20 protein-coding genes and 1 pseudogene are annotated in these 23,003 nt (G+C 60.2%); 10 read left to right on the plus strand and 11 right to left on the minus strand.

The window, feature by feature from the left end; all coding sequences use genetic code 11:
- The first annotated feature begins 72 nt into the window (after positions 1-72).
- A complete protein-coding gene (locus ACE3UG_RS18145) occupies positions 73-975 on the plus strand; it encodes a hypothetical protein (protein ID WP_374626443.1) in 903 nt (300 codons plus the stop codon).
- Between the two features lie 250 nt (positions 976-1,225).
- Here ACE3UG_RS18145 and ACE3UG_RS18150 read toward each other — a convergent pair whose 3' ends face one another.
- Positions 1,226-2,131: an NAD(P)/FAD-dependent oxidoreductase gene (locus tag ACE3UG_RS18150; RefSeq protein WP_374626445.1), complete on the minus strand. Its 906-nt coding sequence runs from the start codon at positions 2,129-2,131 to the stop codon at positions 1,226-1,228.
- A gap of 101 nt (positions 2,132-2,232) precedes the next feature.
- On the opposite strand from ACE3UG_RS18150, the gene ACE3UG_RS18155 reads away from it, so the two are divergent.
- Entirely contained in the window at positions 2,233-2,685 is a 453-nt protein-coding gene (locus tag ACE3UG_RS18155; protein WP_374626447.1) for an Rrf2 family transcriptional regulator, read from the plus strand.
- A 537-nt stretch (positions 2,686-3,222) separates the two neighbouring features.
- Here ACE3UG_RS18155 and ACE3UG_RS18160 read toward each other — a convergent pair.
- Positions 3,223-4,191: a GlxA family transcriptional regulator gene (locus ACE3UG_RS18160; RefSeq protein ID WP_374626449.1), complete on the minus strand. Its 969-nt coding sequence runs from the start codon at positions 4,189-4,191 to the stop codon at positions 3,223-3,225.
- A 263-nt stretch (positions 4,192-4,454) separates the two neighbouring features.
- On the opposite strand from ACE3UG_RS18160, the gene ACE3UG_RS18165 reads away from it, so the two are divergent.
- The 5 genes and pseudogenes from ACE3UG_RS18165 to ACE3UG_RS18185 form a co-directional block, all read left to right on the plus strand.
- Complete coding sequence (locus ACE3UG_RS18165) at positions 4,455-5,114, plus strand: HD domain-containing protein (protein WP_374626451.1); 660 nt, start codon at positions 4,455-4,457, stop codon at positions 5,112-5,114.
- Positions 5,115-5,153: 39 nt separating this feature from the next.
- Positions 5,154-5,831 carry an alpha/beta fold hydrolase gene (locus tag ACE3UG_RS18170; RefSeq protein WP_374626453.1) on the plus strand — a complete coding sequence of 226 codons (678 nt, stop codon included), beginning with the start codon at positions 5,154-5,156 and terminating at the stop codon, positions 5,829-5,831.
- Positions 5,832-5,883: 52 nt separating this feature from the next.
- Entirely contained in the window at positions 5,884-6,675 is a 792-nt protein-coding gene (locus ACE3UG_RS18175) for an alpha/beta fold hydrolase (RefSeq protein ID WP_374626455.1), read from the plus strand.
- Between the two features lie 142 nt (positions 6,676-6,817).
- Complete coding sequence (locus ACE3UG_RS18180) at positions 6,818-7,609, plus strand: MBL fold metallo-hydrolase (protein WP_374626457.1); 792 nt, start codon at positions 6,818-6,820, stop codon at positions 7,607-7,609.
- 225 nt (positions 7,610-7,834) lie between these two features.
- A pseudogene (locus ACE3UG_RS18185) lies at positions 7,835-8,017 on the plus strand (IS3 family transposase); the annotation flags it as partial.
- A gap of 84 nt (positions 8,018-8,101) precedes the next feature.
- Here ACE3UG_RS18185 and ACE3UG_RS18190 read toward each other — a convergent pair.
- Together ACE3UG_RS18190 and ACE3UG_RS18195 are read right to left on the minus strand one after the other, a co-directional pair.
- On the minus strand, positions 8,102-10,687 hold the full coding sequence (locus tag ACE3UG_RS18190) for a YbcC family protein (RefSeq protein ID WP_374626459.1): 2,586 nt from the start codon (positions 10,685-10,687) through the stop codon (positions 8,102-8,104).
- A gap of 22 nt (positions 10,688-10,709) precedes the next feature.
- Positions 10,710-12,302 (minus strand): NADH-quinone oxidoreductase subunit L, encoded by a 1,593-nt coding sequence (locus ACE3UG_RS18195; protein ID WP_374626461.1) that lies wholly within the window; start codon positions 12,300-12,302, stop codon positions 10,710-10,712.
- A gap of 97 nt (positions 12,303-12,399) precedes the next feature.
- Between ACE3UG_RS18195 and ACE3UG_RS18200 the strand changes: the two genes are divergently transcribed.
- On the plus strand, positions 12,400-13,296 hold the full coding sequence (locus tag ACE3UG_RS18200) for a LysR family transcriptional regulator (RefSeq protein WP_374626463.1): 897 nt from the start codon (positions 12,400-12,402) through the stop codon (positions 13,294-13,296).
- 251 nt (positions 13,297-13,547) lie between these two features.
- Here ACE3UG_RS18200 and ACE3UG_RS18205 read toward each other — a convergent pair whose 3' ends face one another.
- The 4 genes from ACE3UG_RS18205 to speB form a co-directional block, all read right to left on the minus strand.
- Positions 13,548-14,456: a LysR family transcriptional regulator gene (locus ACE3UG_RS18205; protein WP_374626465.1), complete on the minus strand. Its 909-nt coding sequence runs from the start codon at positions 14,454-14,456 to the stop codon at positions 13,548-13,550.
- Positions 14,457-14,558: 102 nt separating this feature from the next.
- A complete protein-coding gene (locus tag ACE3UG_RS18210; RefSeq protein ID WP_374626467.1) occupies positions 14,559-15,332 on the minus strand; it encodes an SDR family oxidoreductase in 774 nt (257 codons plus the stop codon).
- A 478-nt stretch (positions 15,333-15,810) separates the two neighbouring features.
- Entirely contained in the window at positions 15,811-16,842 is a 1,032-nt protein-coding gene (gene tauA, locus ACE3UG_RS18215; RefSeq protein ID WP_374626469.1) for a taurine ABC transporter substrate-binding protein, read from the minus strand.
- Between the two features lie 65 nt (positions 16,843-16,907).
- Positions 16,908-17,843: an agmatinase gene (gene speB, locus ACE3UG_RS18220; RefSeq protein WP_374626471.1), complete on the minus strand. Its 936-nt coding sequence runs from the start codon at positions 17,841-17,843 to the stop codon at positions 16,908-16,910.
- Between the two features lie 247 nt (positions 17,844-18,090).
- Here speB and ACE3UG_RS18225 point away from each other — a divergent pair, with 247 nt between their 5' ends.
- Entirely contained in the window at positions 18,091-18,996 is a 906-nt protein-coding gene (locus tag ACE3UG_RS18225) for a LysR family transcriptional regulator (protein WP_374626473.1), read from the plus strand.
- A gap of 303 nt (positions 18,997-19,299) precedes the next feature.
- On the opposite strand, the gene ACE3UG_RS18230 is transcribed toward ACE3UG_RS18225, so the two are convergent.
- Positions 19,300-20,043 (minus strand): Crp/Fnr family transcriptional regulator, encoded by a 744-nt coding sequence (locus ACE3UG_RS18230; protein WP_374626566.1) that lies wholly within the window; start codon positions 20,041-20,043, stop codon positions 19,300-19,302.
- A gap of 183 nt (positions 20,044-20,226) precedes the next feature.
- Positions 20,227-20,421, minus strand: coding sequence for a hypothetical protein (locus ACE3UG_RS18235; protein WP_374626475.1), 195 nt, complete (start codon positions 20,419-20,421; stop codon positions 20,227-20,229).
- A 485-nt stretch (positions 20,422-20,906) separates the two neighbouring features.
- Between ACE3UG_RS18235 and ACE3UG_RS18240 the strand changes: the two genes are divergently transcribed.
- The gene (locus ACE3UG_RS18240; RefSeq protein ID WP_374626478.1) at positions 20,907-21,680 is read left to right on the plus strand and encodes an FCD domain-containing protein; all 774 of its coding nucleotides are present in this window, start codon (positions 20,907-20,909) and stop codon (positions 21,678-21,680) included.
- 128 nt (positions 21,681-21,808) lie between these two features.
- Here the strand turns inward: ACE3UG_RS18240 and ACE3UG_RS18245 are convergent, their stop codons facing one another.
- On the minus strand, positions 21,809-22,963 hold the full coding sequence (locus tag ACE3UG_RS18245; protein ID WP_374626480.1) for a porin: 1,155 nt from the start codon (positions 22,961-22,963) through the stop codon (positions 21,809-21,811).
- Between the last annotated feature and the right edge of the window lie 40 nt (positions 22,964-23,003).

Here is a 23,003-nt window from a genome sequence, read left to right on the forward strand (position 1 = left end):
CCTTACCGCATATTCGCCCTATACGGGTGAAACACAAGCTACCTAGAAGCATCACTACCCGTAAGGAAAAACATGCAAGGGACCATCGCCCAAATCGTTGCGCTAGTTCTCGAAGGAAACGCTGTGTTGCGAGATGTCGACTCCCCTGGCATGGGTATGGAGCACAGTGCGAACACATTCTGCGAATTCGTTCACTTTGTGGATTTGGACAAGACGCCGACCGGCTGGTCCGAACGACAAATTGCTGCTGACCCGACCGCATGGTTCCGATACCTGAAGGAGCATGGTTTTATCGAGTTGAGGATGTCGCATGGGCCATCAAATGATCCCAATGTCGATGGGGTGACAGTGACCGACAGGATGCTTGTAGGTTTCGTTGGCGGCGGCGGGGTCTGGTCCGTGCAAGCTAATAAGCCCAATAGTTCCGACTATTGGGCGGCTCGCTGGGTTGTTGGTGACCAGCAGAGCGCCGACAGGCGAATATGGCGAGTGACCTACGGACGAGTGGCAGGGAACCGACCGCCAAGCGAAATCGAGCAAGTAGATCTTCAGTCGCTTCGCGACCAGTTTTGCGATGTCCTTATGCGAGTCGAAGCATTCGCAACTCAAAAGGGGCTGGACGGCTTCGCAGCTTGCTTTGCCAGAGGGTTGGAGGATCTTTCCGCAGAGTCGCCGATTCACGGTTTCCATAAGGAATTTGCCAACTCCTCTCTTATTTCGAGGGATGCGATCCAGCTTCTTTCGGCCGCGCAGTCCTCGTGGGTTTTCGGGGGTATGGGGTCATGGAATGACCTTGGCTTTGATGGCGAAGATCAAGCGACATATGAATCGTTGTCGGAAGCGCTCTATCGCATTTCAAACCGAGCCATTGTGGCCGCAACAAACACCTCCGCCATGGGGAGTATTTGTCGAGCGGCTTCTACGCGTAACAGCGTTGGTCCTATGAAACGACCATGGTGGAAAATCTTCGGTTAAAGGGTGCGCTTTCGACCCCTCTGAGTCACTCGACACACACCGGGTTAAATGGCGATTTCCGATGTGAAGCGGCCGTTCGGCTTGTAGCCTCAATGATCTTTGCCTGCCCGTGGGAAAAATCAATGGCGCCGGAATAAGCGATCGGACCGCCCCGGGGCAACCTCGGACGAATGCGAACCTCGCGGACGGCCGTTTGGTGCACTCGACGCGTTAAAGTCCGTTGTCAGGGCGCGGCCACTTCCCCGACCATTTACAAGCCAAAAATGAGCGAGCGATGTGCAGCAACCCCCGCGGCAACGCCGGCCGCCGAGGCAAACGTCGCGTTGGACCATGCGCTCGCCGCATCGCCAGCGGCGAACACGCCCGGAACAGTGGTCTGATTCCACTTGTCTACGCGGATAACGGGACCTACCGGACCTTCGTCAAACTCGCATCCGAGCAACTTTGCGAGCGCACTGGCCATCTGGGTGCGCGGCCCCACGAACAGTGCATCGATTTCGATGACGCGACCGTCAGCGAGACGCAACCCCGCCATGCTGGGTGCGTCGCCAAGCACTTCCACGACCGGCGCCCGTTCGATCTGCACATGGCGGGCTTCGAGCAACGCAGTCTCTTCGGGCGATGGCTCGACTATGCCTTGCGTAAACCAGGTCGTCGGTCCCCAGTCAGGAACGAGCATCGCCTGATGTATCGATAGTGAATGCGTTGCCAGGACGCCGAGCCGTTTGTCCGCGACTTCGTAACCGTGACAATACGGACAATGCAGCGCGCTGATACCCCACCGTTCATCCAGGCCCGGAAGAGCGGGTAGCTCGTCTAGAACGCCCGTCGCTAGGATCAATCGATCCGCGCTTGCGGTGCTCCCACTGCTTTGCGTGACGATGAAGCGATCATCAACACGCTCCGCCGTGCGTGCTTCGTCTGTCGCGACGTGCACCGTCGAATAAGCCGAGAGTTGTGCCGTCGCCTCATCAATGATCTCGCCGGGCGCCTTGCCATCCTGCCCGAGAAAACCATGAGCGTGTGATGCGAATCGATTGCGTGGCCTTCTACTATCGAGCACAAGCACACGCCGTCGCGCGCGCGCCAACTGCATTGCGGCTGAAAGACCGGCGAAGCTGCCGCCGATCACAATGACATCGTAGTGCTTGTCCATACGTTTCCTCTCCAGCTCGTTACGTAACTTGTAAAGTTGCATGATAGCGCCATGTTAAACTCTTATGCAACTTCAAAAGTTTCTTGAGATGGACGCCCACGATGAAGACCGATAGCCGCATGTCTCGCGTCTTGCACGCGTTGATTCACATGACGCATGCAGATGGCCCGCTCACCTCCGAAGCGCTCGGTGAAATGCTGTGCACGAACGCCGTCGTCGTGAGGCGTTTGTTCAGCGGTCTGCGCGATATTGGATACGTCACTTCGGAGAAAGGGCACGGAGGCGGTTGGGTGCTTGCCAAACCCCTCGAAAACATTACGCTACTGGACGTCTACCGTGCGGTCGGCGAACCTTCGCTTTTCTCGCATCTTGTTTCGGAGGATCGTCCGGAATGTCTTGTCGAACAAGCTGTGAATGCCCATCTTTCGGCGACGCTTCTCGAAGCCGAGGCTGTCCTGTTGAAAAAATTCGAGATGGTCACCCTTGCCATGCTTGCGGGAGAATTTGAAACATTGGCGTTGCGGTCGAAATCGTCTCGCGCAGGGAATAAATAGTTGTCGTCGTATGTGGCACGCCGCGTTCTGACAAGTCAGCGCTGACCAAAACCGTGAAAGGCCGAATCGTGGGGATCTCGAGGAGCACTCGGGTCTACGATGCAGGCGTAGGCGATTAGCAGGCTTGGGATGCGAACCAGTCGTTTAAATGGCAGTTTTGCGGGACGAGCCAGTGACTGCAATTGGCCGTTTTCGGTCAGTTACGGATGTCCGTTTCCGACGCTGAAGAGACAGTCAGACCTCCCGCAACCGGACACTCAGTGCTGGTTCATTGGTGCCGTTGCCGCCATCCACGCGAAGGATTTTTCGCTCGCGATCATGCGATTCCGGTAGCCTTAGCCAGCATCTCGCCGAGCTGTATGGAAACGGGTTCTTCCACCGAACATCTCTCCAGAAAGCGATCCAGCTCGCGGCGCGCCATCAGCGTTACCAGTCCTCGCGAGCACCAACGCGACCGCGATCGCATGCGGGACATGGTTGTAGAAACCCAAGCCTTCGCTAAACAGATAGACGTTGCGCAAAGGACCGGAGCAACCGTCAGTGACGAGTTCTGAAACTACCTCGATACTGCTGCGGCGTGACGTCGAGTCGCCGCTGAAAGGCACTCCGCATTTGGTCGGGACTGGTGAACCCACAGTCGAAAGCGACGGCTTTGAGGGCCATTTCCGTCGATTCCAGAAGGTTGCGAGCCTGATCCAGGCGTACCCCTTCCACGAATTCATGCGGCGTTATACCCAGCTCGCTGACGAAAAGACGCGCGATGCTGCGTGCGCTAATGCCGCCAATCTCAGCGAGCCGCTCGACCGGAAACGCCTCGCGGATGTGATCCATGACATAGGTTTGTACTTTTCCCAGCGGCGTTTCAGCATCTCGGACCGAAGTTAAAAGCGGACTGAACTGGGATTGGCCTCCCTGACGTTGTGCGACAACGACGAGTGCCTTGGCACATGCAAGCGATAGCGCAGGTCCGTGATCTTCTCCAACCAAAGCGAGGCTGAGGTCAATGCCCGCCGTCACGCCAGCAGACGTTACAAGCCGATCGTCACGCGCATAAATCCGATTGTGCTCAACCCGCGCTGCGGGGAATTGCGCCGCAAGTCGCTGCGAACAAAACCAATGCGTCGTGACAGTCCGCCCATCGAGAAGTCCCGCATGGCCCAGTGCGAAAGCACCAGTGCAAATCGAGCCATAGCGCTGGGCCGCAATACCCCATTGTCTCAGCCAAACCGACATGGCTTCATTGGGTGCACTTTCGGGAAGGTGCGGGCCTCCTGCCACCAGGACTGTATGAAAAGCGCGGTCCGCCTGATCAAAGGTCAGGTCAGCGACCATCCACATTCCGTTGGAACTACGCAAGCGCTTCGTGCTACCCGCCACCAAGACGCAGTGGTAATGCTCCTCTTGCGGCAAGAAGCCGTTGGCCGCCGTAAATACATCAAGAGGACCAGCGACGTCGAGCGCCTGAACGCCATCGAAAATGACGAGTGCAATTTCTCGCTTTGCCATCAGTGTCTCGCCATTTAGGCATGAAGGATCGTGATTTCTTGGCGCCAACCTGCCTAAACGCCGCTGACAGCTTATCACGTACGCTTGGCAGTTTTCGCCGGAGCAATCCGATTGCTGCCAAACCGCATTGTCGCGATGATGAGTGGGTCGGCTGCAAGCGCTTGTTAAGAACCAGCCCAGACATCCACCAATGCACGGCGATGGCGATCGGCACAGTTCGTTTGCTCGAGTGCCAGCTATTTCAGCTACGTATGGAGAAAATCATGACCAGCAACCACCACGCCGCGCCCGCAATTCATGGCATCGCCATCCCCGACAGCGCACTGGCCCGAGCGATCACCGAGTTTGTGCGCGACACCGAGACCGAGCTGCTCTTCAACCACTCGAGCCGAGTCTACTTCTTCGGCGCGATCGCCGGACAACAACGCGGGCTCACTTTCAATCCGGAACTGCTTTACGCAGCGACGATGTTCCACGATGTGGGCCTGATGCCATCGCACAGCAGCGCCGATCTTCGATTCGAAGTCGACGGCGCAAATGCTGCACGCGATTTCTTGCAAAGCTACAAGCTAGACCCTGCCGACATCGAAAAAGTATGGACTGGCATCGCCCTACATACCACGCCCGGCATCCCCAAATTCATGCATCCGGTAAGCGCCCTCACAACCGCGGGCGTCGAGATGGACGTGCTCGGCTTGACCTATGACCGCTATTCCGATGCCGTCCGCGAGGCCGTTGTTGCGGCCTTCCCACGTACAGCCACCTTCAAAGAAGACATCATCCAAGCCTTCTATGACGGCATCAAGCATAAGCCCGAGACCACCTTCGGCAACGTCAAGGCAGACGTCATCGCCGACAAGGAACCGCACTTCCATCGCGGTAATTTCTGCTCCGTCATCCGCTGCTCGCACTGGCACGGCTAATCAACTCCGCAACATCATCCTATTTCAAGGAGAAATTCCATGACCCTCACTAACGTTGTCCTCGTTCACGGCGCCTGGGCTGATGGCTCCAGCTGGGCCAAGATCATTCCGCTGCTGGCCGCCAAAGGCATGGCGGTCACCGCCGTCCAGCTCCCGCTCACCAGTTTCGAGGCCGATGTCGCGACGGTCGGCCGTGCCATCGCTCTGACGCAAGGCGATGTGGTCCTGGTCGGTCACAGTTATGCTGGCGCCGTCATCGGACAGGCTGGCAACGACCCCAAGGTCAAGCGACTTGTCTATATCGATGCGTTTGCGCCGGATGCGGGAGAATCCGCCGCATCGCTCTTTGCCCAGTTCAAAGCGGCCCCGCTCAATGACGAGATCAGGCCCGACACGGAAGGCTTCCTGTCGTTGACGTCCAAAGGCATCGCAACCCTGTTCGCACAAGACCTTGATCTTGTCGAGCAGTCGGTTATCCACGCGACGCAAGGTCCGATCAATGGCGCGGCACTCGGCGGCACGCTGACGCAGGCCGCGTGGCACAGTCGTCCGACCTTCTACCTGATCGGCGAGCAGGATCTGGCCATCCTGCCCGTGGATCAAGAGCGCATGGCCACCCGCATGGATGCAACGATCAAACGGATCGCCTCCAGCCACGTTCCGATGTTGTCGCATCCCGTCGTCGTCGCCGACTTCATCCTTCAGGCCGCCGCCTGACAACACGTCAGCCGCGATGTCCGCGCTGCCAGCCCGTTCCAGGAGCAATCTCATGAGCAACTTATCGAATGCCGTCAAACTGCATGTCGAGGATTCGAGGATAAACGCGCCGGCGCTCGTCTTCCTCCACTACTGGGGTGGTTCGTCACGCACGTGGCGGCATGTCATCGACGCATTGACGCCCGACTTTCGTACCATTGCGGTCGATCAGCGTGGCTGGGGCCGGTCGGACAAACGCCTCGACGGTTATACGCTGACGACTCTTGCCGATGACGCGCAAAACCTGATGGAAAGTCTCGACCTCGACCCTTACATTCTGGTGGGCCATTCAATGGGCGGCAAAGTCGCGCAGTTGCTGGGGTCACGCCACCCGGCAGGGTTGGCGGGGCTGGTCTTGGTAGCGCCGTCGCCGCCTTCTCCCATGAACGTGCCCCTTGTAGTCAGGCAAGGCATGGTCAACGCGTACGACAGTCGGGAAAGCATCCTCGCCACCGTCCAGCACGTGCTGGCAGCCAACCCTTTGCAACCAGGCGACCTTGAAACAATCGTCCAGGACAGCCTGCAAGGCGCTCCTGCTGCCAAAGCGGCATGGCCGCTGAAGGCCAGTCAGGAAAACATCAGCGAACAAGCCACAATGATCCGCGTTCCCACCCTCGTCATTTCCGGAGAAAAAGATCAGGTCGATCCGCCCGCAGTGCTGCAGCACGAGTTGATAACGCGCATCGCGCACGCGAACATGCACATCCTGCCGGGCATTGGGCATCTCTCGCCCTTGGAAGCGCCAGGCGATCTAGCAGAGCTGATCCGGGACTTTGCCAAGCCACTTGTTGCCGCTACGTGCTGATTGATTGCGCCACAGGACGCGCGCCCGCTGGAAGTACGTTGATCGCAGGCGGCTGTCAACGCGTCGCATAGCAACGATCATTAAACCTCTCTCCATTACCCGACAAGCACGCAGTCAGCGCTTGATTATCCAAGGACATCCCATGTTTCAGACTCAGATCATCACGATCCCGATCTTGCCTTTCGGTATGGTTAACGCCCATCTCATCCGCAGCGAGGCAGGCTGCGTTCTCATTGACGCAGGCATTCCCGGATCGGAGCGCAAGATCGGCCGGGTTCTCACGAAACACGGGCTGACGTTCCGCGATATCAAGCTGATCGTCGTCACTCACGCGCATACCGACCACGCCGGCAGCGCAGCGCGGGTACGTGCATTGTCGGGCGCGCCAATTCTCGCGCATCAAGATGACGCGGATTTCTACAGTCGAAAGGAGCCGATGACGTACTGCGCGACGAGTTGGGTCGGCAAGTTATTTCTCAAGACGCCAGTCCCCCATGAACCCTACGAGGGGTTCGTACCGGACATCATGATGACCAACGGCGACACGGTCAATCTGCTCGACTTTGGCGTCGACGGTGTCGTGAGGCATACAGGCGGCCATACGCCAGGTTCGATTGCGGTGGAGCTGTCATCCCAAGACATGATGGTCGGCGATTTGATCGCCTCAGGCATTCTTATCGGTGGCATGATCCGCAAGGGGCGGGCAATCCGGCCGCCGTTCGAAGACGATCCCGCCACCGTGTCGCGTGAACTGATTCGTATGATCGAGAGCGGTGGGAAGCATTTCCACATGGGTCACGGCGGACCGTTGGAAGTTCGCGAGGTGCTGCGCCATGCTCAAGCGTTGGCGAAGCTGGAGAGTGACGCTTGCGCTTCAGGCAAGTGCGCACATCAGCATCACAAGCCTTTTGCGGCGTCAAAAAGCAGCTCATAGTTCATCTTCTGGGCGATCAACGCTTTTGTAAAAAGCATTCCCTGGAGTGAAAAGCGCAAGAGCTGGCATTGCCGCAATCCATTCCGCTGACGCCGAGTTTCCTTACCGATTCTTTGTCTTCACACGACTCTGCCCGTTCTCTGCCGTTGACGTGTATCAAGAGTCGAGCAACAGGTGAATCGCCCCAGAGTTTGAGGACGCTCCAACTCTTGAGGGAATGGAACGATGAACAAGACGAACAAATTTTCCCCCGAGGTGCGCGAGCCTGCCGCTCGGCCGGCGCAGGAGCACCGAGGCGAGTATCCATCGCTCTGGGCAGCCATTGAATCCATCGCGCCCAAGATTGGTTGTGTGCCGCAGACGCGGCTGGACTGGGTCAAGCGGGAGGAAGTCGACGGTGGGCAACGCCCCGTCCTAGCCCCACCGGCACTGCCGCGCAGCAAACGTGCCGCCCCCCCGTTCGAGGCGAGCGCGAATGCCGCGCCTAATGGGTCACAGCGCCAACGCTTGCCACCCGCCCTCAAGGTAGCGAGCCAACCCCGCACCCTCGAAGCGCCACAAATGCAGCCAGCCATTGTCGAGCAATTGCTTGACGACCGCATGCCGCTCGATCACCTGATCGATCGCATGCTGCGGCGCGTCGATGATCACGCTCAAGCGCAGCGGCTCGTGCATCCACCGCGTGCCATCGTGCAACGATTGCTGCGCCAAGCCGATGCGCAAATCTCCGCCGTTGCCTTCGAACACGCCGATGCAGCCACCCACCACGTTGTGCAGCACTTTATTGCCGCTTCCCAGCCGCGCCGGGTCGCACGTCGAGGCGTGGTACTGCCAATTGATCCAATGCGTCACCAGCATCGGCGCAGTCATCAATAGTTCGAGCACGCTGCCATCCGGATCATGGCTGGCCTCGTAGTCATGCAGAAAGCTGCGCCCATCCAGTACCACACCCTGACTGCGACGACGCGGGGCGATGATGAACGCGGCGTTGCCCGCCAATCCCCACTCAGGGCGCGTCTGAGCACCATCGGCAGCGCGGCGGCGCAGTTGATCGAGCAAGCGCTCATAACCGGCACGCGGATCGAGTCCCAGACGCGTCGCGCGCTCGCGGCGCACCTGATCGCCGGCCTGCGCGAAGACAGCCTGCAGCTTGTCCCAGCGACCACGCGCGGCGTTCGGCAATTCGTCGATATCGAAACCTTCGATCTCGTCGGTCGTGGTGTTGTGCAACGCAGCCGCGAAAACCGTCTGCTCAGGGAGGGAGATGCCGCGCTTTCGCAGGCCTTCCCGCACGGCCGGTTCATTGAGCATTTGCGCCAGCACCCGGGCGTTGACTTCGCCGCTCTGGCCGCAGCAAGCCCCGCAATCCAGTCCCGCAGCATGGGCATTGTTGGCGCTCTGGCTGCCGTGTCCAACGAGCAATACCAGGGGCGCGAGATCTCGATCGAGTCCCATGGCGTGCAAGACGCGCGTGGCAAGCGCCACTTTCGCCTCGCTGTCGAAGCCGACGAGCGCGGGCCGGCATATCGACCGATATCGCGCGGACAAGCCCGCCAGATGATCTCGCGTTCGCGGCGCGGCCGATGGCGACAGCCAGCCCATGAGCTTGCCGAGGTAACCCGCGCCGGCGGCCTCCACGAAGGAGAACGCGGTGCCGGGCCAGCGGCTCGCGGCGAATCCCTGGTCGGCCCAGGCAAACCGCCGCAGCCGGGCGCGCCGCGCCGCCTCGATGAGCCGCTCGCCGCTCTCAGCGTTTGCGCCGTCGGCCGCGCGACTGCCGTCCACCGTGACGATTTGTTCGGTGACCTCTAACGACGGCGCCAACAGCCCCGGAAGCTGAGGTCGGCGCGCTGCGGTGGCAAGCGGCGTGTACGCCATTGGCACACCGAAGAATCCGGCAAAACCGATGGTCTGAATGGCGGGCCAGACAGCCTCGAGCGCCCGGCGCATGGGCTCGCTGCGCACGTCGATGCAAAACACTGCCTGAACCTCGATCGCGGGCGCTTCGATGGCAGCGACTTCAGGGGCCGCCGCCACGCTGAGCTTGCTCGCGAGTTGGCGTTGATAGCCCACTTCGAGCGCCGTTTGCCAAACCTCGTCGATCACCAACAAGTCTTCTGCTCGTTGCAGCAACCGGGGCGCATGGCGCCACTCGGCCCGCAGGGCCGCAAATGCCCGCCGCGCGACGGCGTCGTCTTTGTACTCCAACACAATCGCGCCCCACGCCAATCGAATCGCCAGCAAGTCGCGCAAATGCGGATCCGTTCGCCCAGCCAACCCCGCTTGCCAGCCCAGGTAGGCGCACCATGAAGCCCAACCGTTCACAGTGAGGAGCACAGCCTCCAGATAGTCTTCCCAAACCGCTTCGGGCAGACCGAGGCGCTGCAACACCCAGCGCTCGGCATCCTCGCGCGTGGCGGGCAGCGCGTTGAGCGACCTGCCCAAATCAGGCGTGCCCATCAGCACGCCAATGCCGTGGTCGTGCGTGAGCGTGTCGCGCCAAAAACCATACAGCCCGTGCGCTCGCTCAGGTTGCCAATCGGCCTGACTCTCGTCGAAGTACGCGGCGCACGTTTGGCTGACCTGATGCGTAATCGCCTGCCGCCAAGACAGGCGCGCATGGCGCGCCGGATCGTCGTCGAGTACATCGATCAACAGGGGCAAGCGCGGTAAGTCCGGCGCGCCGCGCAAGGCAGCGACGCATTTCTCCGGCGTCAGGTTCGCCGCCTGAGCGGCTGGCAGCGCGGCCAGCGCATGCGCGAGATCAGCCTGAGTCACGCGGCCGCCGTGCCATGCCTGCGCCAGATAGTCGCGCGGCGGGAACAGTCGGATGTCGCCTAGCACCGCCATGCGCGCGGCAACTTGGCGCACCGGCCGTCCGATGCGCGCCCAATGCGGGTTGACTGCAATGGCCTGATCGAGCGGCCAAGCCGGCGCAATCGTCCGGCAGGCGCGCTCGCACGCGGCCTCAATCCGCATGGCCAGCGACTCATCGGCCGTAGGCACAGCAGCAGCGTCGTGCAGGTGCTGTCCAAGCCGGGGCGCTTGATCGGACGATAGGGAAACGGGTCTATCCATGGACTTCTCCAAAACAACTGATTTACTTCGCGGGCGCCTCGAAGGCCGCACGCGCGATCCTTGCGTCGTCAGTCGCTGCGGCGGCCGGGATCCAGCGGGCCGGCCAGAGCCGCAGCGCGATGCGGGTGTAGAACTCGTCGACATAAAAGCCCGCGTAACTCCAGCGCCGCCAAGCCGCCAAACGTTGCGGACGCAGTTGCAGGGTGACCAGGCACAAATACATCCCGCCCATACCCAACAAGGTGACGATGCCCGCCAGCGCGTCGGGCGCGTCGTTCACGCCGAACGGCAGCGCGTGAGCGATGACGCCCGCCGTCGTGAGACCGCCCACCAAGCCCAAGCCAAAGGCAGTGCGCCACATGGCCGCGGAGCTCCGCGCCTCATGCGCCCCAGGCCACCACAGCAGCGGGGCCCACGCAAGCGCCAGCACCCCGCTCCACCACCACGGCCAGCGTGCACCCACGGCGAGCCATTGCACCAATGCCACGCCGCACGCGGCCAGCACCGGCGCGACCGCCACACTGAGCGCGGACGCGGTGGCGGTGCCGCGCATGCGCCGCAATGTGCTTTGACGTACGACCGTCGAGGCGCTCAGAAAGGCATGCGCCTTGTATAGCGAGTGGCCAATCAAGTGCAGCGCGGCAAGGGAATACAAACCCAAGCCACACTCAAGCAGCATGAATCCCATCTGCGCGACGGTAGACCACGCCAGGCGGACCTTGATACTGACGCGGGTGAGCATTACGAACCCGGCCAACAATGCAGTTCCAAGTCCGACGATGACCAATATCCAACGCGCCGGGGCAGCAGCCCCGAGCAGCGGCGCGAAGCGGATCAGCACAAATCCGCCGAGATTGACCACGCCGGCATGCATCAAGGCGGAAACCGGGGTCGGCGCCTCCATGACCTGGATCAACCAGCCATGCACCGGAAACAGAGCGGTGCGCAAGATCACTGCAACGACGAGGCACGCGGCGCCGATCTGCAGCGCAATCGGATGCGGGCCCTCGATCCCTTGCGCCAAGTAAAGCGACAGATCAGTCAACGAGCCGCTGCCCGTCGCCCGCCATATCAAGGCCGCCGCGATCAGCAACATCACATCCGCAAGCCGATCGGCAATGCGCTTTTTGTGCGCGGCCAACCGCGCGAACGGCCGCTCGGAATAAAAGCACAGCAGGTGCTGTAACGCCGCGCCAATCAAGGCCCAGGCGGCAATCAACACCAGCCAATGGTCGGCCAGCAAGAGCAGATGCACCGCCGCCAGCACCCCGGCAAGCGCGGCGGCAAAACGCGACTGCCCCGGCTCCCCCTGCAAATACCGCGACGAAAATACACCGACAGTCGTGCCCAGCAGTTGCACCAAGACAGCCATCCACGCCCCCAAACGACTCTCGGCAAGCCACGGCAACAGGGGCAGCGGGCTCGGCGCCACCCAACGAATTGCCAGCGCCAGCGATACGGCCGCGCACAGCAATGCGAGCGCCGCCATCAGACTGAAGCGCTTCCAGAGCGCCCCCGGCGTGGCGCCTCCCGCCCATGACGACACTGCAGCCGCGCCCATCAAAACGATGGGCGCCAGGGCGGAAGTCAGTTGCAACACAGCAAATAAATCCATGATCGACACGCTTGAAATGAACTTTTTGGATGGTAATTGCCGTCGAATATTCTGTAAAATTCATTAATCAAAACGATTTAATATATAAAACAGAACAATGGAACTGGAGCAACTGAACTTTCGGCACCTGTTTTACTTTTGGCGCATCGCCAAAGCGGGGCACCTGACCCGCGCCGCACAAGAGTTGCATGTCTCGCAATCTGCGCTGTCGGCACAACTCAAGCAGTTGGAGGCGCGACTCGACGAGCCGCTCTTCGAGCGCGAGGGACGCCGTCTCGTGCTGACCGATACGGGCCAGTTGATGCTCTCGTATGCCGAGAACATTTTCGGCTTGGGTCAAGAAATGCTCGGCAGGCTGCATGGGCACAGCGAGGGCATGATTCGCCTGCGCGTGGGCAGCGTGGCCACCTTGTCGCGCAACTATCAAGAGAACTGGATTCGCCCGCTGCTGATGGATCCCGCAGTCACGCTAACGTTGGAATCCGGTCTGCTGGAGGGTTTGCTCGAGCGCCTGATGCAGCACAAGCTCGACGTGGTACTGGCCAACGAGCCGGTACCCACCGATCCGGACCGCCCGCTGCACTGCCGCTTTCTGGGCAGTCAGGCGATCTCTCTGGTCGGCCCGGGCGACCCTTGGCGAGGCCTCACGTTGCGCGTGCCCGAGGACCTCGACGGTGTCGACCTTGCATTGCCCGGACCCCGGCACGCATTGCGCGCACAATTTGATGCTTTATGTCTGTCGGCTGGCGTGAAACCGCGACTGCGGGCTGAGGTCGACGACATGGCAATGCTCCGCCTGATTGCGCGCGACAGCGGTTGGCTAACCGTTCTCCCTGAAGTCGTGGTACAGGACGAATTGCGCACCGGCAGTCTCGTAAAAGTCGGCGAGTCCAGTCGATTGCGGGAACATTTCTACGCTATCACCACGCCGCGTCATCATCAGATCGCGCGGTTGGAGCAACTCCTGACGAGTTCGTCGCAGCCGTGGCCCTAAGCCGCCGAAGACCGGCAACACCACGGCGGCTACGCGGCTTTTTCAGAACGCTCCGCAAAAGCAGGAAATTGCATCCTGAGACACTTCAGCAGAGCAATGACGTATGCACATCGCCAGAATCTACGATGACTTGCGAGCCGCAGCGGGATGGTAAAGCTTCGAGACGCTCCGCAGTATGACGATGACGATCGATCGGGACCGGTCGCGACAATACCGCTCGTTCCAGGTATTGCCATCGCCAAACACCGGATTTACGTTTCCAGATGTTTGCGCATTAGATCCTCGAACCAATCCAGAAAGACGGTCAATCGCCGCGAACGCTGGCGGCGGTGCGGATACAGTAGCGAGACCGGCATCGGCGCTGCGTGGTACGCCGGCATCACCTCGACCAGCTCGCCCGCATCCAGCAGGTACTGCACGTCGAAGCGAGGAATTTGGATGAGTCCCAAGCCGGCGCGACAACACGCGATATACCCTTCGGCGTTGTTCGTCACGACCTGACTGGGCACATCGAGAAAACGCTCGACGCCATCTACGCCCAACGATGCCCAAGGCAGCGCTTGGCCAGTCGTGGGCGAAGCGTAACCGACCATCCAATGCCCCAACAGCAAGTCGTCCGGCCGCTGGGGAGTCCCCTGCTCCTTGAGATAGTCGGGACTCGCACAGTTGATCAACGCGATCGCACCAAGCGAGCGCACCACCAGGCTGCTATCCTGCAACGCGCCGACGCGTACCGCACAATCGACGCCCTCCTGCACGAGATCGACCGCGCGATCGCTCGATCTCAGTAGCAAACGTAATCGAGGATGCCTGCGTAGTAGCGTCGGCAGCGCCGGTGCGATCAGCCGGCGTGCGATGCGGCTAGGCACGTCGATCTGAAGCTGGCCGGACACCTGACGCTCGCTGGCGTGAAACAGCAGGTCAATCTCCTCCAGGTCCGCCAGCAGCGCACGTACGCGCTCGAGTAGCTGCGCTCCATCGCCGGTCAGTCGCACCTGACGCGTGGTTCGGTGCAGCACACGCGTGCCGACCTGAGCCTCCAACTGCTGAATGGCCGCTGACACGGAGGCGCGCGGCACGTCCAGCGCGTGTGCGGCCTTGATGAAGCTTCCCATCTCCGCGACCTGCGCGAAGATTCGATACTGGTCGAATCTGTCCATGTGCGTCTTTTGCACCGCGCCTGTCGGGCGACCGGCACTCTCCTTCCGCTAGATCCAGAGAAGCCGTCATTGTCGCCCATGATGAAGATCCGCCAACACGATTTACTTGGTCGTGTATCCGCCGTTGATCAAGATGGTCTGACCCGTAATCCACCAACCGTCGCTGACAAGATGACGGATAAACGGCACGACGTCCTCGATGTCGGTGAGACCGGTCTTGCTGAATGACGACAACGCAGCCGCCGTCTTGTGATACGCCACCGCATCCGCCCCCTCGGCGGGGTAGAAGAACGGGGTGTCCATAGGCCCCGGCCCGACAGCCGTGACCGAAATGCCTCGTGCGCCGAACTCCTTGGCCGCCGCGCGGGTGAAGTGCTCCACCGGTGCCTTGGTGCCGGCGTAAGACGCATAGAAGGGTGTGAACGCACCCAACAGCGATGTCACCAGGGTGAGAATCTTGCCGTTATCGTTGACATGCCTGCCGGCCTCGCGCAGAAAGAAGAAAGCAGTCTTCGAATTGACTGCGCTCATTTCGTCGTATTCGGCTTCGCTGATCTCGACGAAGGGTTTTTTCAGTACTTTGCCCACCGTGTTGATCGCAATATCCGGGCGTCCGATGGCGTCGACCGTATCGGCGAAGAGCTTCTCGACGGCCCCCGCAGTACTCAGGTCTGCCTGAAAGGCCACCGCCCTGGCCCCCGATGCTTCAATGGCGGCCACGGTTGCGTCCGCATGCGCCTTGCTCGGCGCACTGTTGTAATGGATCGCAATGGCCTTGGCACCCTGCTGCGCCAAATCGCGAGCGATCAGCCCGCCCAGGTTTTTGGCGCCGCCCGCAATCAGAACGGTCTTGCCCTCGATGGAATGGTCTGCCACGGCTATCTCCCTGTCTGAACGATGGAACTTCCAATGTAGACGCGCGAGGTTGCCGCATAAATACCCGAAGTCTGGATAGAGAATCCAGCAAACCGTGCTAATCGCCTTTTTCCTCGGGCAGCGAGACGTCCGCTCAAGGGGCAATATGGTTGGCCCGTACCTTCGAAGCGATTCACGAGGCTGCGTATACGAAAACCGTGTGGCGCCTGCTTCGCGAAACGCGAATCCCGCTTTAATAGATCTCCGGCACTCCGAGGTTGTCGGAGCAATCTGCATTGGCACGCCTATGCAGGTATTGGTTTGGCATTTGCCCTTAGGAGATGCGTTCACGGGCGACGTGATCCTTAAAGGGTCCGACACTCGATCCCGGCACGCGTCGATGCGTCGATGCGTCGACAATGCCATTCGCGAGTGCCTACCCAATCCTTTCGCAAACGTTCGTGTACATTCGCGTGCCCAAGTGCGGCACGCGAATGACTCACTTGTGCGTCAATCCGAGAGTCGCCTCTGGATAGCGAACGGCGATCGCTCCGGTATAGTCAGACTTCACCGCGTCGATCTTCTTCTGCTGCAAAAGAAATTGGGCGGTCGACATGAGGGTTTGGGCTGCGCCTCCTTTGGCGCCACAACCAAGCCAATGACACGACACCTGATCCGCCAGCGTTGGGTATTTGTAAAGCGACATTTCCTCCGCGGCGTCTTCGGGTTTCCCTCCCAGCCCTTTGATGACGGCCGCCATGTTGCTCGAACCGACAGCCCAAGCTTCGGGATGTGCAACGAAATCCCGATTGGTCGAATTCAGGACGTCGATAAACTTCGCCATGAAATCCGGATTTGCCGCCCCGAACGACTTGGTCACCGCCATGCCCTCAAACGTGCATCGCCCCAACTCACAGATCTGTCCGGCGGTAATCAACGGCTTGCCTGTGGGCCGAATTCTTCCGAGTGCGGGGCCCCAGATGAATGCACCGTCAACATCGCCCCGCTCCCACGCCGCTGCCGCCTGTGTAGGCGTCATGTTCACCACCTTGACTTGCTGAGTGATGCCCCATTTGTCAAGCATATACATCAACTGATAGTGGCTCGTGCTGGCAACCGGCACTGCGATCGTCTTGCCTTTCAGGTCCTGCGGCGACCTGATGTTCGCGGCGTTACGCACCATGAGCGCTTCGGCATTGGCAATGTCCTCGAGAATCCAGAACAACTGAATGTCCATCCCCCGGCTGGCAGCCGCTGCGAGCGGACTCGACCCCAGCACGCCAATATCGATACTGCCCGAGGCCATTGCGCTCATCACTGCGGCACCGGAATCAAATTTCTTCCAATGGATTCGATAGCCCGTCGCGCGTTCAAACGTGCCGTTCACCATCGCGGCGATCCATGGGCTGTATGTTGTCTGGTAAGCAATGTTCACCACTTTCTCGGCCGCGCGGGCCGGGGCCAGCAGGCCAGAGACCGCGAAGCAGAGGGCCCCCATGACCACCCCGACAATTCTTGTGACTCGTTTCATTCGTTTCTCCCAATACACGTCCACCGGGTGAGGCTGCGCACGTGCCCCCCTGCCCGGTGCACCGTTCAACGTGACTTTCGGCCGTGAATACTGTCGGCCAACACGCACAGAATCTCGAACATGAGCGTCGCCCCAACCAACGCGGTATTTCCGCTCGGATCGAACGGTGGCGAGATTTCCACAACATCTCCCCCCACCAGATTCAACCCCCGCAAACCGCGAATCATGCGCTGCGCATCGAGCGTCGTCAGGCCGCCAATTTCGGGTGTCCCGGTGCCTGGCGCATAAACCGGGTCGAGCGCATCGACGTCGAACGTCACGTAGGTCGGCCCGTCGCCCACCACCCGACGCGCTTCGGCGATGACGGCTTCAACGCCCAGCGCGCGGCATTCCTCGATATCGATTACGCGAATGCCCTGGCGCTCGCCCCAGTCGTTCTCGCTGTCGTTGTACAACGCCCCTCGAATACCGATCTGCACGGTTCGCTTCGGGTCGAGCAGGCCTTCTTCAATGGCGCGCCGGAACGGCGTGCCATGGGTGTACGGGTTATCCCCGAAATATCGGTTCCAAGTGTCCGTGTGTGCGTCAAAATGCACCATGCCGACGGGCCGAGTCTTCGCGACAGCACGCAGAATCGGCAGCGTCACCAAGTGGTCGCCCCCAACGGACAAGGGCACTATGCCCGCATCGCACACCTCTCCATAGAATGCGGCAATACGCGCGAGCGAGTCCATCAGATCGACCGGGTTCACTGGCGTGTCGCCCAGATCGGCACAGTTGCATAGCTCAAATGGGTTTATGCCGCTCGCTCTGTTGACGTTGCGAACCATCGTAGAAAGATCGCGTACCTGACGCGGTCCATGGCGTGCGCCCGGCCGATTGGTGGTACCGCCATCCCAAGGCACCCCAATCAGGCCGATATCCACCGCCCGCACACACTCTTGCGCCAACGCCACGTAGGGCAGCCTCATGAGCGTTGCCACCCCCGAGAAGCGGGGCATGACTGTCCCTGTAATAGGTGCAAATTTATTTTCTCTCATAGACAATTCCTGGTGCGATATACGCCTCGGATACGGCCCATTGACTCGTACTACGGTCCCACGTCATTGGGGGCGTGAAGCGAGTGTGTCTGTAATGCACTACCCATGGAATCCCGGACCTTCAAACTTAACTTCGGCATTTTCCGAAGCATCCCGGCTGAAGGCCGCCCATCGAACTTCGGTCAGCCTCATCCATGAGTCCTTCGTCATGATTAAAGTCACGGACTTCGACCTGCGTCTGATACGCATCTTTAAAACAGTGTCGGATTGCGGGGGATTCTCAGCAGCGGAGTCCTCGCTGAACATGAATCTATCGACGATCAGCACGCACATGGCCGATCTGGAGACTCGCCTGGGTATCCGTTTGTGCGAACGCGGGCGGCGCGGCTTTCGCTTGACGGACGAAGGACGTGCTTTCTATCAGTCGGCCCAGCGGCTTCTCGATTCGGTCGAAACGTTTCGGACGGATGTGGGCGCACTCCATCGTCAGATCAGCGGAGAGTTGCTGATTGGCATCGTCGACAACACGATCACCGATTCACATTCTCAGGTTGCACGCGCGATCGGCGTGCTTAAGCGCCAGAGCCGGGATCTCGAAATCAAGCTGCAGATCCAGTCCCCCTCTGACATCGAGGATGGCGTCCTGCAGAGAAAACTCCACCTCGGCATCGGCCCTTTTCGCAACACGCTGCCAGGCCTGAATTACGAACCGCTTTATCGCGAAGAACTACAGCTTTACTGTGGATTAGGACATCCACTGTTCGACGTCGGGCCCGACGGTTTCGATCTGCGAAGTCTGAGCGACTTCGACTATGTCGCACGGGGGTACCTACGTGAAACGAAGGAGCACTGGCGTTTCATGGACCTCAAGGTCGCAGCGACAGTTTTTCACATGGAGGCCGTCGCAATGCTCATTCTTTCGGGGAGATTCGTTGGCTACCTTCCCACGCACTATGCCCAGTCGTGGGTCTCGCAGGGTTCGATGCGGTCGTTGTGCCCGGGCCACCTCACCCATCACGCCGAGTTTCGGCTGATTTCGCAAAAGGGGCGTGAAATGCCTGCTGCCGCACAGGCATTCGCAGACGCGTTGCGCAGCGATCAACACGATACCTAAGCGCGGCGCATGTGAGCGCGCCGCAAGCGGATCGAACATCGATTTCATCAAGTTGAACTATCGTTCCTGAGCGATGGCGGCCGGAGCCGACAAACAGCCGACAAACAGCCGGCAAGGGAACGCGAAGGATGACGCAGAGCAATCGGCGGATGCCTGCCTCAGCAGTCAGAGCGATCAAAGCGCGCATGGCGCTAACAGTGCTCAGGGCGGTCGAGAGGACGTGGGAGTGCTAAATTCCGCAAGAAGCGCGCTTCTCGGCCTCTGCCAGTTGCAGCCTGGACTCCGTACACGACCAAACGAGAATCAAACGGCGGACGCGTGCGGTAACAGTCTGTCGAATTCACGCTTTACGACCCGATAGCACTCGCATGCACGTGACTCCAGCCCTGACCGGTCCAGCACATTGATGTGACCGTGGCTATAAGCGATCAGACCGGCCGCCTGAAGCTTCAAGGCGGCTTCGGTGACGCTGGATCTGCGTACACCCAGCATGTTGGCGATCAGTTCCTGCGTCATTCGCAGCTCGTTGGACGGGAGGCGATCAAGGCTCAGGAGGAGCCATCGGCAAAGCTGTTGATCGATCGAATGGTGCCGGTTACACACTGCGGTTTGTGCCATTTGCGTGATCAACGCCTGCGTATAGAGCAATAGCAACCGCTGCATCGGCCCAGCCCGGTTGAATTCCGCCTTGAGCACCCGAGCACTCAATTTGTAAGCGTATCCGGCGCTCTGGACAACGGCTCGGCTGGGCGTGCTGTCCCCGCCCATGAACAATGCGATGCCGACGAGACCTTCGTTTCCCACGATGGCGATTTCGGCAGAGGTGCCATTCTCCATCATGTAAATCAAGGCGATGATCGCCGTGGTGGGGAAATACACATGGTCGAGCGTGTCGCCGGAATCATAGATGACTTTGCCAAGCGGCAACTCAACGAGCGCCAACTCGCCTGCCAATCGATCCCGGTCATCGGAAGGGAGCACCGCCAGCAGTCGATTGACGCAATGGGCCGCCCGCGCAATGACGGATTGCTCCTCATGCACAGGCATCGACACATGCTGTCGCCGTCGTGCGACAGATTGACCGGATGTATTCATGGAACTCCCGTCATGGCGCACTGCACTCTCTGCCAGAACTCTGCCCGACCACGCCCGGCAGGCGTGTGCCCCGCTGTGGCTGCGATGCTTGCTCACACCGGGCAGACGATGCCTTGCGCAGTCGTCAGGCGGAATTCAGTGCGAAATTTGTGGGGTTCCACTCCGGCAGTACGACTTGCCGTACTGAGTGACCTCCAGCATCTCGCCGCGTCGCTGAACCAGTTCTCGTGCGAGCAACGCATCCACGACCGCGTCGGTGAGCGGATGCTCGTTCCGTTTGGAGACGCGCCGAATTGCATCCATGATTTGCTGCCTTGAAAGATTGAGCATTCTTGAATCTCCGGATTGATCCGACAATTCAATATACCGATCAACCCCCGCGACCGCGGACAACAACAAGCGAAAACTTGATCCATCGCAAACGGCGAGCCGGCCTTACCGAGCACCTATCGCAATACGCCCCTCCGTGTGCGCCAGTGTGCGGCGCCGCGCCATGGGTTCGAGCGCCTGGCCACCGATTCCGTGAGCGACATCAGGGTCTTGAAGGACGTTCCCGAAAAAACGTGACTGGGCGCGCGGCAAAGCCAAACTGACGATCAGATTGCTCACGCGCATGCCTTGCCCCACGGCGACCGAAGCGAACCATCAATTCCCGCCAGCCCATGCGCACGGGTATTGCCGATAGCAGTCGATCGCCGCATGAGAGTGTGATAAATTTATATATCGCGACCAATTTTCGCAAATACTCCGCATTTCATATCCCTATGCAACCCAAGAAAAGCGCGCGAGATCGAGCATCGTCGTCCTATGCATCCATGCGAACGACAGACCGAGACGCGGGGGCCGAGCGCACACTCTCCGAACACGCTTACTGGCTGATGCATCGCGATATTTTGTCCGGTGCGTTGGCACCGAACGAAAAACTTCGACTTCAAGGCCTTCAGGAGCGTTACGCGCTGGGCATGAGTCCGATCCGTGAAGCGCTCATGCTGCTCAGCCGCGAAGGATTGGTTTCCAACGAAGGCCAGCGCGGCTTTCGGGTAACCCCCGTTTCCTCGGAAGACTTGCAGGATATCGTGTGGGCCCGCGTCAATATCGAGACGATTCTCCTCGCACAGTCGATTCGTCACGGCGACGCCGACTGGGGCGCAGAGATCTCCGCCGCGTTCTACAAACTCACGCACGCCAGCGTGCCAGCGTCGCTCGACGATATCGACAACATCGAGGCATGGGAGTCGGCGCACCGTCGCTTTCATCGCGCGTTGCTTGCGGGCGCGAAATCTCCGTGGCTTCATCGCGTCGACAATCAACTGATCGATCTCACCGAGCGCTATCGACGCATTCGCCTGGCCCGTCTCGGCTTCACCGCACGTACCGAGAGTATCTTCACCGAACACAAGGCACTGATGGAGGCTGCCCTGGCGCGCGATGTCGACAAAGCGTGCATGCTGTTGCGTGAGCATGTGAGCGCTACGTTCGATGCACACACCTGGCTCGACGAGTCCACCGATGCCCCGGGCGCCGATCCCGCGCCTCCCGCCGCGCCAGTCGCCAAGCGCACCCCCAAACGAGCCCAACTCGCTCGCTGAACTTACCTGCCCGGCATCCAACGGCATCCGACGGCATCCGACGGCACCCGACGGCACCCGACGTCATCGCACTTCGATCTCTTCGCACGCGAAGCGGCCCCAACGCGCCGCCTCGCACCGCGCAGCCGTCAGAATCGGTGCCGCATGCCGAGCCCCACAACGATCTGCGTCGGCGTGGATGACTGGGCGTACCCACACAGAATTGCGTTGGCGAACGGCGTCCCTTCACCGCCGATCACGTGTTGATAGACCGCATCGACATACACGTCCGTACGCTTCGAAAAGTAGTAGGCCGCCTGCAAGTTGACCTGATGCCATTTCGGATTTGCCGTCGTGGTTGCATTCGTGTAGCGGCCCAGTGTGAACGCATATGAACCGGTGAACGTAACGTTTGGCGTGATGTTATACGTGACGTTGACGTCGAAGTTGTCCAGGCGAACGTCGGCACCGCCCATTGCCTTGTAGCCGAACAGGTTGACCGAGGTACCGTCGCGCACCAGCGTGTGTGTCCACGTGGCGCCATAGATGCCGTCGCCCCACTTATAGCTGCCGCCCACTCCCCAGACTGCCTGTTTGGCGCCGACGAACGTCGAATCGCCAGAGGTACTGCTGCCATCGACAGCGCCGCCCGCGTTCGTGCCGACGTTGTCGATCACGATGAAGGCAGCGCCAAGACTGAGCGCACCTGCGTCGTAACCCACGCCCGCGCTGTACGCTCGGTTGGCACTTGCAGCCCCTGCCTGGTTGGAGAACGCATACATGCCGCGCATCGAGACGCCACGCCACGTCGGACTCGTGTACATCACCGAGTTGTCGAGGCGAAACGAGTTGCCCATGTTGTCGTTGTCGAACGGATGCGCGAACGCCGTCCCGCCAGTGAATCCGCCCGTATGGACGGCGAGATACCAGATGGTTGGATCGTATTGACGCCCGACGCTCAGCGTGCCGAGGCGATTGTCCCTGATCCCCAGCCATGCCTGACGGCCGAATTCGCGCCCGCCTTGTCCCAGCTTGCCATTGAAGATATTGAAGCCGTTCTCCAACTGAAATATCGCGCTCTGTCCACCGCCGAGATCTTCACTCCCTTTCAGACCCCAGCGCGAACCATTGATCATCCCGCTTTGCGCCTGGTAGCCGTGCGCCCCCGCCTGGTTCGATACATAGTTCAGACTCGCATCGATGCTGCCATAGAGCGTAACGCTCGATTGCGCGTGGGCGACGCCGGTACCGGCAGCGAAAAGTGAGGCGAGAAGAATATTCGTCGGGCTGAGGCTGGGCTTCATATTGACTCCGTGTGGCTTATGAATTGGCGTTGTGGGCGCC

The organism is Pandoraea sp., assembly GCF_041919235.1.
GTDB lineage: Bacteria > Pseudomonadota > Gammaproteobacteria > Burkholderiales > Burkholderiaceae > Pandoraea.